General features: G+C 72.1%; 12 protein-coding genes. 1 reads left to right on the top strand and 11 read right to left on the bottom strand.

Going from position 1 to position 11,316, the window contains the following annotated elements; genetic code table 11:
• Window positions 1–258: 258 nt before the first annotated feature.
• The 11 genes from ACFP1Z_RS24350 to ACFP1Z_RS24300 all read right to left on the bottom strand — a co-directional run bounded on the left by ACFP1Z_RS24350 (window position 259) and on the right by ACFP1Z_RS24300 (window position 10,267).
• Window positions 259–825: an adenine phosphoribosyltransferase gene (locus ACFP1Z_RS24350; RefSeq protein WP_390319423.1), complete on the bottom strand. Its 567-nt coding sequence runs from the start codon at window positions 823–825 to the stop codon at window positions 259–261.
• Window positions 822–1,955 carry a protein translocase subunit SecF gene (gene secF / locus ACFP1Z_RS24345; RefSeq protein WP_390319421.1) on the bottom strand — a complete coding sequence of 378 codons (1,134 nt, stop codon included), beginning with the start codon at window positions 1,953–1,955 and terminating at the stop codon, window positions 822–824. Before secF ends, ACFP1Z_RS24350 begins: the two co-directional genes overlap by 4 nt.
• Window position 1,956: 1 nt before the next feature.
• The gene (gene secD, locus ACFP1Z_RS24340; protein ID WP_390319420.1) at window positions 1,957–3,774 is read right to left on the bottom strand and encodes a protein translocase subunit SecD; all 1,818 of its coding nucleotides are present in this window, start codon (window positions 3,772–3,774) and stop codon (window positions 1,957–1,959) included.
• 152 nt (window positions 3,775–3,926) lie between these two features.
• On the bottom strand, window positions 3,927–4,478 hold the full coding sequence (yajC, locus tag ACFP1Z_RS24335; protein ID WP_390319418.1) for a preprotein translocase subunit YajC: 552 nt from the start codon (window positions 4,476–4,478) through the stop codon (window positions 3,927–3,929).
• 169 nt (window positions 4,479–4,647) lie between these two features.
• Complete coding sequence (gene ruvB / locus ACFP1Z_RS24330; RefSeq protein WP_390319416.1) at window positions 4,648–5,739, bottom strand: Holliday junction branch migration DNA helicase RuvB; 1,092 nt, start codon at window positions 5,737–5,739, stop codon at window positions 4,648–4,650.
• Between the two features lie 126 nt (window positions 5,740–5,865).
• Complete coding sequence (ruvA, locus tag ACFP1Z_RS24325; protein ID WP_390319414.1) at window positions 5,866–6,492, bottom strand: Holliday junction branch migration protein RuvA; 627 nt, start codon at window positions 6,490–6,492, stop codon at window positions 5,866–5,868.
• The gene (gene ruvC / locus ACFP1Z_RS24320) at window positions 6,489–7,040 is read right to left on the bottom strand and encodes a crossover junction endodeoxyribonuclease RuvC (RefSeq protein WP_390319412.1); all 552 of its coding nucleotides are present in this window, start codon (window positions 7,038–7,040) and stop codon (window positions 6,489–6,491) included. Before ruvC ends, ruvA begins: the two co-directional genes overlap by 4 nt.
• Before the next feature lie 123 nt (window positions 7,041–7,163).
• Complete coding sequence (locus tag ACFP1Z_RS24315) at window positions 7,164–7,916, bottom strand: YebC/PmpR family DNA-binding transcriptional regulator (RefSeq protein WP_390319410.1); 753 nt, start codon at window positions 7,914–7,916, stop codon at window positions 7,164–7,166.
• A 114-nt stretch (window positions 7,917–8,030) separates the two neighbouring features.
• Complete coding sequence (pdxT, locus tag ACFP1Z_RS24310; RefSeq protein ID WP_390319409.1) at window positions 8,031–8,615, bottom strand: pyridoxal 5'-phosphate synthase glutaminase subunit PdxT; 585 nt, start codon at window positions 8,613–8,615, stop codon at window positions 8,031–8,033.
• 77 nt (window positions 8,616–8,692) lie between these two features.
• Window positions 8,693–9,607: a pyridoxal 5'-phosphate synthase lyase subunit PdxS gene (gene pdxS / locus ACFP1Z_RS24305; RefSeq protein WP_390319407.1), complete on the bottom strand. Its 915-nt coding sequence runs from the start codon at window positions 9,605–9,607 to the stop codon at window positions 8,693–8,695.
• Between the two features lie 117 nt (window positions 9,608–9,724).
• Window positions 9,725–10,267, bottom strand: a complete 543-nt coding sequence (locus ACFP1Z_RS24300) for a LemA family protein (RefSeq protein ID WP_390319405.1) — start codon at window positions 10,265–10,267, stop codon at window positions 9,725–9,727.
• A 332-nt stretch (window positions 10,268–10,599) separates the two neighbouring features.
• Between ACFP1Z_RS24300 and ACFP1Z_RS24295 the strand changes: the two genes are divergently transcribed.
• Window positions 10,600–11,292, top strand: a complete 693-nt coding sequence (locus tag ACFP1Z_RS24295; RefSeq protein WP_390319403.1) for a VC0807 family protein — start codon at window positions 10,600–10,602, stop codon at window positions 11,290–11,292.
• The last annotated feature ends 24 nt before the right edge of the window (window positions 11,293–11,316 follow it).

Here is an 11,316-nt window from a genome sequence, read left to right as displayed (position 1 = left end):
TGTTGCGGCGGTGAGCGGGTGGGCCTCGTCTGGCAAGAGCACTCCTCAAGCGGGGTCCGGCCCGGTCAGGTCCGGACTGCCATCGTATCGAGCCCGGGCGCGCCGCTCCTCCTCCCGGGGACCGGGCGGGCCCCTGCCGGGGCTGCTCCGGCCGTCGGCCGACCTGTGCCGGGCTCGCACTCTTGAAGAACGCGAGGCGGGCACCGGATGCTTCCCGGTGCCCGCCTCGGTGCCGCTCCCGCGCTCGCGGGGCGGTGCTCAGACCGTGATCAGCGCGTCCAGCGGGGCGCCGTCCAGGGCGGCCTCCAGGCGCTTGCGGCCGGGCAGGAAGCCGAGCTCCATGAGCACGGCCACGCCCGCGACCTCGGCGCCGGCCCGGCGGACGAGCTTGAGGGACGCCTCGGCGGTGCCCCCGGTGGCCAGCACGTCGTCGATGACCAGGACCCGGTCGCCGGGGCGCAGCGCCCCGGCGTGGATCTCGATCTCGGCGGTGCCGTACTCCAGCGCGTAGGACTCGCCGAGCGTGGCCCCGGGCAGCTTGCCCGCCTTGCGCACCGGCACGAAACCGATGCCGGCGCGGACGGCCGCCGGGGCGCCGAGGATGAAGCCGCGGGCCTCCAGGCCGACGACCTTGTCGGCGCGGTGGCGCCGGCACAGGCCGGCGAGCGCTTCGGTGAGCGCGCCGAAGGCCTCGGCGTCGGCGAGCAGCGGGGTGATGTCCTTGAACGTCACGCCCGGCTTCGGGTAGTCGGGCACGTCGACGATGCGCGCGAGCAGCAGGTCCTGCAGGCTGTGGCCGACCGCAGCGGCCTCGTGGGCGCTCACCGGCGCTTGCCCGAGGTACGGCCGCGGCCGCCGCGGCCCCGGGCGTCGGGCTGGCTGCGCTGGCCGACGACCCCGGCGGCCGGGGCACCGGCCTCCTCGTCGTCGGCGTCCGCGCCGGCCTGCGTGTCGTCCTGCGGCTCCCCGGCCGTCCCCGCCTTGGCCGCGGCGGCGGCGCGCTTGGCGAGCACCCGCTTGGCCAGGGCCTTCATCTGCGGGTCGCGCTCCTTGAAGTCGGCGACCAGCGGGGTGGCGATGAAGATCGAGGAGTACGCGCCGGCCGCGAGGCCGACGAACAGGGCGAGGGAGATGTCGTTGAGCATGCCCGCGCCGAGGAAGCCGCCGCCGATGAACAGCAGTCCGGCGACCGGCAGCAGGGCGACGACCGTGGTGTTGATGGAACGCACCAGCGTGCCGTTGAGGCTGCGGTTGGCGATCTCGCTGTAGGTGAAGCGGCTCTGCTTGGTGATGTCCTTGGCACTCTCCTTCAGTCCGTCGAAGACGACGACGGTGTCGTAGAGGGAGTAGCCGAGGATGGTCAGCAGACCGATCACGGTGCCCGGCGTGACCTCGAAGCCGACCAGCGCGTACACGCCGACGGTGATGGTCAGGTCGTGGACCAGGGCGATCAGGGCGGCGAGCGCCATGCGCCACTCGAAGGCGATCGCGAGATAGATCACCACCAGGATCATGAAGACCGCCAGGCCCGTCCAGGCCTTGTTGGCGATCTGGTCGCCCCAGCTCGGGCCGACGATGTCGGTGTTGACGTTCTTCAGCGGGACGTCGAGCTTCTTGGCGAGCGCCGCCTGCGTCGTACGGGACTGCTCCGGGGTCAGGTCGCTGACCTGGATGCGCAGGGTGCTGTCGCCGAGCTTCTGGACGATGGCCGGGTGGCCGGAGGAGTCCTCCGCCGTCCGCTTGGCCTGCTCGGCGGAGACCGAGGTCTTCGGCGTGGTGAAGACCGCGCCGCCGGAGAACTCGATGCCGAAGTTCAGGCTGCGCACCCCCAGGCCGACGATGGCCGCGACGGTGATCAGGATGGAGATGCCGTACCAGATCTTCCGCTTGCCGACGAAGTCGTAGCCGACCTCACCGCGGTAGAGCCGGGCGCCGATGTTGCCGAGTTTCGACATCTCACGCCTCCTTGGGGTCGACGGTGGCGGAGGGACGGCGGCGGGAGGACCGCAGCGGCGGGCGGGCGCCGAGCCGCTTGGGGTCGAGCCCGGACCAGGGGTGACCGCCGGCGAAGAACTTGCGGCGCGCGAGGAGGGTCATGAGCGGCTTGGTGAAGAAGAAGACCACCACGACGTCGAGCAGCGTGGTCAGTCCGAGGGTGAACGCGAAGCCCTGCACCTTGCCGACGGTGACGATGAAGAGCACCGCGGCGGCGAGGAAGGAGACGAAGTCGGAGACGAGGATGGTGCGGCGGGCCCGCGGCCAGCCGCGCTCGACGGCCGGACGCAGGGTGCGGCCCTCGCGGATCTCGTCCCGGATCCGCTCGAAGTAGACGATGAAGGAGTCCGCGGTGATACCGATCGCGACGATCGCGCCGCAGACCGCCGGCAGGTTCAGCGCGAAGCCGATGGCCTGGCCGAGCAGCACCATGATCGTGTAGGTGAGGACCGCCGAGCACAGGAGGCTCGCCAGGGCGACGAGCGCCAGGCCGCGGTAGTAGACGACCAGGTAGACGATCACCAGCAGCAGGCCGATGGCGCCCGCGATCAGGCCGGCGCGCAGCTGCTCACCGCCCAGGGCGGCGGTGACGCTGGTCTCGGTGACGACGTCGAAGGAGAGCGGCAGCGCACCGTAGGACAGCACGTTGGCGAGGTCCTGCGCGCTCTGCTGGGTGAAGCCGCCGGAGATCTCGGCCTGGCCACCGGCGATCGAGGTGCTCACCGAGGGGGCGGAGACGACCGCGCCGTCGAGGACGATCGCGAACTGGTTCTGCGGCGGCGCCTTCGTGGCGAGCTGGCCGGTGACGTCGGCGAACTTCTTGGAGCCGGAGGAGGTGAACTTCAGCTGGACGATCCAGCCCTTGCCCTGCTGGCTGTCGAAGACGGCACTGGCCTTGTCGACTCCGGTGCCCTCGACCGAGACGGGGCCGAGGATCTCCTTGGCCTGACCGTCCTTGCGGCAGGTGACGATCGAGTCGGTCGGCTTGGCGGCGGCAGCGGCCTCGCTGGCCTTGGCACGGCCGGCGGGGGTGGTGCAGTCCAGCGCTTCGAGCTGCTTCTGCAGCGCCGTCATGTCCGGGGACGGGGTGGGCGAGGGCGACTTGTCGTCCTTGGACTTGTCGTCCTTGGACTTGTCGTCCTTGGCGTCGGCGGAGGCGACGGGCGTCGGCGAAGCCGAGCCGTCGGCCTTGAGCGCGTCGGTGACCGCCCGGCCCTGCTGCCCCGTCGAGGCGCTCGCCGAGGCGGAGGGAGAGGACGAGGACGACGGCTTGCTCTTGTCGCCCTGGTCCTTGTCCTTCTGGTCCTTGTCCTTGTCCTTGCCGTTCGCCGACGAGCTGGGGCTCGGCGTCGGCTCGGGCGCCTTGGTGGCGGGCACCTCGGACAGCACCGGCCGGAAGGTGAGCTGGGCGGTGGTACCGACCTGCTGGCGGGCCTGCTCCGCGTTCGTCCCCTTGGGGATGTTCACGATGATGTGGTTGGTGCCCTGGGTCTGCACCTCGGCCTCAGTCACGCCGAGACCGTTGACACGCCGCTCGATGATGCCGACGGCGGTGTTCATATTGGTCTCGTTGATCGCGTTGGGCTTGCCGGGCTGGTTCTTGGCCTCAAGCGTGAAGCTCGTACCGCCCGCGAGGTCGATGCCCAGCCGCGGCGTGGTGCGTCCGGAGGCGAACATCCCCCCGACGAGCGCCACGATGGCGATCAGGATCAGGACCAGGACTCTGCCCGGCCTGCCCTGGCCGCCCGGGGACCTGCGGCCCTTCTTCGGTGCTGCCACCTTGTCGTTTCTCCCTGTCCAACCGCCCGGCACGGATCTGTTTCGCCGGACGGCCACGAAATCGTTGTGGGGACGTGCCCCCCGCCGGAGCCTAGACCGTGAGGGAACCGCGGCGCGCCGCTCGGCGCGTGCTCCGCGGTTCCCTCAGGACGCTACTTGGCGTCGGCGTCGCCCTGCTTGCCGTCCTTGCCCTTGGCCTCGTCGGCGCCCTTGGCCTCATCGGCCTTGCCTGCCTTGTCGGACTTCGGCTCGGCGGCCTGCTGACCGGCCTCGGGGGCCGCGTCGGCCGGCTCGTCCTTCGCGGCGGCGCCCTTGGTGAGGTCGGTCTTCTTCTCGCCGGCCTGCTCGTCGGCGGCCTCGGTCAGCGAGGAGACGTCGTCGGGGACGACCGGGGTCTCGGCGTCGGCCTCCTCGGCGGCCTCGATGCCGTGGACGATGCGGTTGTACTCCGCGTCCTCCAGGACGGCGCCGATGGCGTTCTTCGCGTAGATGGCGTGGACGCCGGGGGCGACCTCCAGGAGGACGGTGTCGTCGTTGATCTCCTTGACAGTGGCGTACATGCCGCCGATCGTCCGTACACCTGTGCCCGGCTGCATCTGGTTGCGCATCTGCTCGGCCTGGCGCTGCTTGTTCTTCGCCGACCGGGTCATCAGGAACATGACCCCGATGATCAGGATGAACGGCAGGAGAGTCGCGATATTCACGGGACGGGGTTTCCTTCACACGACCGCGGTGGTCACGGCCTGGTCTTCGGGGCTGGTATGCCGCACCTTTCGACAGGGAACGGCATCGGCGGAGTCTAGGCGAGTCCGCGCCTTGGGAACAACGCCCAGGATGGCACCGTGGTTCCTGGGCGGACCAGCCCCCGCGCCGTCAGCCCTCGAAGAGTCCCTGTCGGCCGCCGCCCGGCACGGCCTGCGGCGGAGGGACGAGACCGAGGTGCTGCCAGGCCGCCGGGGTGGCCACGCGCCCCCGGGGCGTACGGGCCAGCAGCCCCTCGCGGACCAGGAACGGCTCGGCGACCTCCTCCACGGTCTCGCGCTCCTCGCCGACGGCCACGGCCAGCGTGGAGAGCCCGACGGGGCCGCCGGCGAAGAGTTTGAGCAGCGCGGTGAGCACGGCGCGGTCGAGGCGGTCGAGCCCGCGGCCGTCGACCTCGTACACATCCAGGGCCTGCGCGGCGATCTCGCGGGTGACCACGCCGTCCGCCTTGACCTGGGCGTAGTCACGCACCCGGCGCAGCAGCCGGTTGGCGATCCGGGGTGTGCCGCGCGAGCGGCCGGCGATCTCGGCGGCCCCCTCCCCCGCTATGCCGACGTCCAGCAGCCGGGCCGAGCGGTGCACGACGCGCTCCAGCTCGGCGGGCGCGTAGAACTCCATGTGCCCGGTGAAGCCGAAACGGTCGCGCAGCGGGGGCGGCAGCAGCCCGGCGCGGGTGGTGGCGCCGACGAGGGTGAAGGGCGGCAGCTCCAGGGGGATGGCGGTGGCGCCGGGGCCCTTGCCGACGACGACGTCGACGCGGAAGTCTTCCATGGCCATGTACAGCATCTCCTCGGCGGGCCGGGACATGCGGTGGATCTCGTCGAGGAAGAGCACCTCCCCCTCGGTCAGGGAGGACAGGATGGCCGCCAGGTCCCCCGCGTGCTGGATGGCGGGGCCCGAGGTGATGCGGATGGGGGCGCCCATCTCGGCCGCGATGATCATCGAGAGGGTGGTCTTGCCGAGCCCGGGGGCGCCGGAGAGCAGCACGTGGTCGGCGACCCCGCCACGGGCCCGTGCCGCGCGCAGCACCAGGTCGAGCTGTTCGCGGACGCGCTCCTGGCCGACGAACTCGCCCAGGTCCTTGGGGCGCAGGGCGGCCTCGACGGCCTGGTCCTCCCCGTCGGCGGCGCCGCCGACGATCCGGCCGCCCGCTGCGGGCGGGCCGGTCGGTGTCGCGGGTGCGGACTCGTCGTACGGGTTCACGGGCGAAACCTCATGGTTCGTGGCGGTTCGGGATACGGGCGCGGGCGGTCGCCCCGCCGTACGCGATCATGCCGTACGGCACCGGGGTGTACGGCGCGGGACGCCGGACCGGCCGGTGAACACGGCTCAGCGCGCCCGGTTCAGCGTCTGCAGGGCGGCCCGGAGCAGCTGTCCGACCTGGGGCTGGGCCCCGTCGGCGAGGGCCGCTTCGGCCTGGGGGGTCACGGCCGCGACGGCCTCGTCCGCCTCGCGGGCCGCGTAGCCCAGGCCGGTCAGCGCGGCGTGCAGCTGATCGCGCCAGCCCGCGGCGGCCGTGGCCCCGGCCGGGGACGCCGCCGTACCGGAGCCGGCCGGCTCGCCGAGGCGGTCCTTCAGCTCCAGCAGCAGCTTCTGGGCGCCTTTCTTGCCGATGCCGGGCACGGCCGTCAGGGCCTTCTCGTCCCCGGCGGCGAAGGCGCGGCGCAGCGCGTCGGGACTGTGCACGGCGAGCATGGCCTGGGCGAGGCGCGGGCCCACGCCGCTGGCGGTCTGCAGCAGCTCGAAGGTCTGCCGCTCGTCGTCGTCGGCGAAGCCGTACAGGGTCAGGGAGTCCTCGCGGACGACGAGGGAGGTGGCGAGCCGGGCCGGCCGGCCGACCCTGAGCTGCGCCAGGGTGGCGGGCGTGCACTGGACGGCCATGCCGACACCGCCGACCTCGACCACGGCGGTATCGGGCGCGAGGGCCGCGACGGGCCCGGAGACGAAGGCGATCATCGGATGCCCTTCGGGAGTCGTACGGGAACGGTGCCGCGGCGGTGTGCGGCGGCGATCTCCTGCAGTCTGTTGGTCACGGGCGCCCGCCAGATGTGGCAGATGGCCAGCGCGAGCGCGTCCGCGGCGTCGGCGGGCTTCGGCGGGGCGTCCAGCCGCAGCAGGCGGGTGACCATGGAGCCGACCTGGGCCTTGTCGGCCCGGCCCGAGCCGGTGACAGCGGCCTTGACCTCGCTGGGAGTGTGCAGGGCGACGGGCAGTCCACGGCGTGCCGCGCACAGCATCGCGACGGCGCTGGCCTGCGCCGTGCCCATGACCGTACGGACGTTGTGCTGGCTGAACACCCGCTCCACGGCGACGCACTCCGGCCGGTACTCCTCCAGCCACGCCTCTATGCCGCGCTCGATGAGCACGAGCCGCTCGGCGACGTCGGCCTCGGCCGGGGTCCGCACGACCCCGACGCCCGCCATGCTCAGCCGCCGGCCCGGCGTGCCGTCCACGACCCCGACGCCGCACCGGGTGAGCCCCGGATCCACGCCCAGCACCCGCATGCCGCCCCCTCCCTTCGATCACCTGCGCGCAGGCTATCGGCTGCCACTGACAACGCCCGGTCACGACGGCGGGCCGACGGGGGAACCACCCCGCCGGCCCGCTGTCGCAGCCTGTCGTGCGCCTTACGCGTCGACCTTGGCCATGACCTCGTCGGAGACGTCGAAGTTGGCGAAGACGTTCTGCACGTCGTCGCTGTCCTCCAGCGCGTCGATCAGCTTGAAGATCTTGCGGGCGGCCTCTTCGTCCAGCTCCACCTGCATGGTGGGCACGAAGTTGGCCTCGGCCGAGTCGTAGTCGATACCGGCCTCCTGCAGCGCGGTGCGGACCGCGACCAGGTCGGTGGCCTCGCTGATGACCTCGAAGTTCTCACCGAGGTCGTTGACCTCCTCGGCACCGGCGTCCAGCACCGCGCCCAGCACGTCGTCCTCGGTGAGCTCGCCCTTGGGGACGATGATGACGCCCTTGCGGTTGAACAGGTAGGACACCGAACCCGGGTCGGCCATCGAACCGCCGTTGCGGGTCATGGCGACGCGCACGTCGGAGGCGGCGCGGTTGCGGTTGTCGGTGAGGCACTCGATGAGCACCGCGACGCCGTTCGGGCCGTACCCCTCGTACATGATCGTCTCGTAGTCGGCGCCGCCCGCCTCCAGGCCGGCACCGCGCTTGATCGCGGAGTCGATGTTCTTGTTCGGCACCGACTGCTTCTTCGCCTTCTGGACGGCGTCGTAGAGCGTCGGGTTGCCGTCCAGGTCGGAGCCGCCCATCCGGGCCGCGACCTCGATGTTCTTGATCAGCTTCGCGAAGAGCTTGCCGCGCTTGGCGTCGATCACGGCCTTCTTGTGCTTCGTCGTAGCCCATTTAGAGTGGCCGGACATCCGCCTGTCTCCTTCGCGTAACCAAATTCTGTACGAACGACTGTGATCCTACCGGGATCCGGTCGGCCTCCTCGCCCCCGGACCCGGGAGCGGGACGGCCCGGGACGGGCATCCCTATGGTGCGCGCACCATGTCGACGAACAGCGCGTGGACCCGGTGGTCGCCCGTCAGCTCCGGGTGGAAGGACGTGGCCAGGACGTTGCCCTGCCGCACGGCGACGACGTGCCCGTCGTACCGCGCCAGCGTCTCCACCGCCGCGCCCGTGGACTCCGCCCAGGGAGCCCGGATGAAGACGCCCTCGACGGGGCCGCCGGCTATGCCCGCGACGTCGACAGCGGCCTCGAAGGACTCGTTCTGCCGGCCGAAGGCGTTGCGGCGCACGATCATGTCGACGCCGCCGAGGGTCTCCTGGTCGTCCCGGCCGTCGAGGAGCTTGTCCGCGAGCATGATCATGCCCGCGCAGGTGCCGTAGACGGGCCGCCCGTCGCGTACGTACGCGCGCAGCGGCTCCAGCATGCCGAAGACGACGGCCAGCTTGGAGATCGTGGTGGACTCACCGCCCGGGACGACCAGTCCGTCGACCTCGGCCAGCTCCTCGGGGCGCCGCACGGGGCGGGCGAGGGCACCGGCCGCGGCGAGGGCGACGAGGTGTTCGCGGACGTCGCCCTGGAGGGCGAGGACACCGATGGTGGGGGACACGGGAACCTCTCCGTTCGTGACAACGGCCGGTGGGCGGCCCGTACGGCGTACGGGCCGCCCACCGCCGGACTACGGGACTACCAGCCGCGGTTGGCGTACCGCTCGGCCTCGGGAAGGGTGTCGCAGTTGATGCCGACCATGGCCTCGCCCAGGTTGCGGGAGGCGTCCGCGATGACCTTCGGGTCGTCGTAGAACGTGGTGGCCTTCACGATCGCGGCGGCGCGCTTGGCCGGGTCGCCGGACTTGAAGATGCCGGAGCCGACGAAGACGCCCTCGGCGCCCAGCTGACGCATCAGCGCCGCGTCGGCGGGGGTGGCCACACCGCCCGCGGAGAACAGCACGACCGGCAGCTTGCCGAGCTCGGCGACCTCCTTGACCAGCTCGTAGGGAGCGCGCAGCTCCTTGGCCGCGGCGAACAGCTCGTTGTGGTCCAGGCCGCGCAGCCGGCCGATCTCGTTCTTGATCTGCCGGAGGTGGCGCACGGCCTCGACGACGTTGCCGGTGCCGGCCTCGCCCTTCGAGCGGATCATGGCCGCGCCCTCGGCGATGCGGCGCAGCGCCTCGCCCAGGTTGGTGGCGCCGCACACGAACGGAGTGGTGAAGGCCCACTTGTCGCTGTGGTTGACCTCGTCGGCCGGGGTGAGGACCTCGGACTCGTCGATGTAGTCGACGCCGAGCGACTGGAGCACCTGGGCCTCGACGAAGTGCCCGATCCGGGACTTGGCCATGACCGGGATCGACACGGCGCCGATGATGCCCTCGATCATGTCGGGGTCCGACATACGGGCCACGCCGCCGTCCTTGCGGATGTCCGCCGGGACCCGCTCCAGGGCCATGACCGCGACCGCGCCGGCGTCCTCGGCGATCTTCGCCTGCTCGGGGGTGACGACGTCCATGATCACGCCGCCCTTGAGCTGCTCGGCCATGCCGCGCTTGACGCGCGCGGTGCCGGTCTCGGGAGTGGCGGACGTGGTGTTGGGCGTGGTGGACACGTGGGGACCTCGCTCATCAAGGGCTTCGACGGTGCACCCCTGATACAAACCGGCCCGCGCGCGCGGCAAAAGGGCCAATCCGAGGCCGGTGGCTCCTCGGACCCGCCCTCACCTCGGTCAGTGGGCAGCGCGCTCACCGAGCACCGGCGGCGCCTCGTCGTCCATCTCGAAGGCCAGCGGGAACGGCGCGTGGCCGGCCAGCCGGAACCACCGCACCACCCGGTGCTTGCGCACGGCCCGCGCCGCGCGGACCGCGTCGTTGTGGAAGCGCCGGGCCATCGGCACCTTGCGCACCGCCTCCGCCAGCTCGCGCAGCGACTCCTCGCCGCCCGCCGCCCCGCGCACGGCCTCGGCCTGCTGCTCCTCGGCGAAGACGGCCCGCAGCGCCTGGCTCAGCTCGCTCTCCGCGACCTCGCGCTGCTCCTCCTCCGCCTGCCGGGCGGCGTGTGCGGCCTGGTAGAGCACGATCGAGGCGGCCGGGTCGAGGACCCCGGCGGTGCCGAGCTCCTGGGCGACCGAGGCGCGCCGCAGCAGCTGGGCGTCGAGCGCCGCGCGGGCCGCGTCGATGCGGCTGTGCAGGCGGTCCAGCCGGCCGGCGGTCCAGCTCAGGTAGACACCGATGAGGACCAGTACGACCGCGATCCAGATGAAAGTGCTCACGCGGGGTCACGTTACCGTCCGTCGCGCGGGCCGTTCCGGGGTCCGGACGCATCGGGGGAGGACCGGGCCGTGGCGGCCGTGCGGCAGCCGCTCCACCCGGGGGTGGAGAGCGCGGGCCGCGGACTTCCACCCGGACTCGGCCCTGGCTCCGATCCGCGTGCACCCGCCGCGTTCGTAACGTCGAGGCAGATGTCGCAGCGGTCGGCGGCGCGGGAGGCCCGCCGATTCCCGTGCATCGCCCGCGAAGTGACCACGGCTCGACCACGACTTGACCACGATTCGACCGCGACTCGACGGCGACTCGACCGCGACCACCGGTGACGGAGGCAGCCATGACACCCACGCGCACCCGCTCCAGGAGGACCTTCCTCGCCTCACTGGCCGTCAATGTCCTGCTGCCGCTCGGGCTGTACTACGTGGTGCGGGCGCAGGGGTGGGCGCAGTGGCAGGCTCTGCTGGCGAGCAGCGCGCTCCCGGCGGCGCACGCGCTGCTCTCCGCGGTCCGGCGCCGCCGGGCGGAGGTCTTCGACCTGTTCGTCGTCGGGCTGCTGGTGGTGTCGGCGGCGGCCTCACTGGTCAGTGGCGACCCCCGGGTGCTGCTGATCAAGGACGCGGTGCTCCCGGCGGCACTGGCCATATGGCTGCTGGGCTCCTTGCGGTTCGGCTCCCGGCCGTTCACCTTCCACTTCGGGGAACAGCTGCGGGACGCTTCCGCCCGGCAGGAGGCGGAGCGGCTGTGGGACAGCTCGGCGGAGTTCCGGCGGGCGCTGCGGGGGCTGACCGCGCTGTGGGCCTGCGGGCAGTTCCTGGACGCCTCGCTCACCCTCGTCGAAGCGCTGACGCTGCCGGTGGACGCGGCCCCGCTGGTGGGACGGCTGCAGTCGTTCGCGCTGCTGGGCCTGGTGGCCTTCCTGACGGTGCGTCGCAGTCACGCCTTCCGCACACGCCACGGGACGGCCCTGTTCGGGATACGGGCCCGGCCGGTGCCACCGGTCGCACGGGCGGAGCCGGCCGGCCTCTCCTGACGGCTCGCCGGGCTGGGCCCTGCG

It is taken from the genome of Streptomyces gamaensis (assembly GCF_042656465.1).
Lineage (GTDB): Bacteria > Actinomycetota > Actinomycetes > Streptomycetales > Streptomycetaceae > Streptomyces > Streptomyces gamaensis.
Note: the sequence above shows the minus strand (reverse complement) of the source record. Positions and strands in the feature narration are given on the sequence as shown.

Excerpts from the sequence above, each read along its gene's own strand:
- ACFP1Z_RS24315 (WP_390319410.1), bottom strand. The coding sequence starts at position 7,916 with ATGTCCGGCCACTCTAAATGGGCTACGACGAAGCACAAGAAGGCCGTG.
- ruvA (WP_390319414.1), bottom strand. The coding sequence starts at position 6,492 with ATGATCGCCTTCGTCTCCGGGCCCGTCGCGGCCCTCGCGCCCGATACC.
- secF (WP_390319421.1), bottom strand. The coding sequence starts at position 1,955 with ATGTCGAAACTCGGCAACATCGGCGCCCGGCTCTACCGCGGTGAGGTC.
- ruvC (WP_390319412.1), bottom strand. The coding sequence starts at position 7,040 with ATGCGGGTGCTGGGCGTGGATCCGGGGCTCACCCGGTGCGGCGTCGGG.
- ACFP1Z_RS24295 (WP_390319403.1), top strand. The coding sequence starts at position 10,600 with ATGACACCCACGCGCACCCGCTCCAGGAGGACCTTCCTCGCCTCACTG.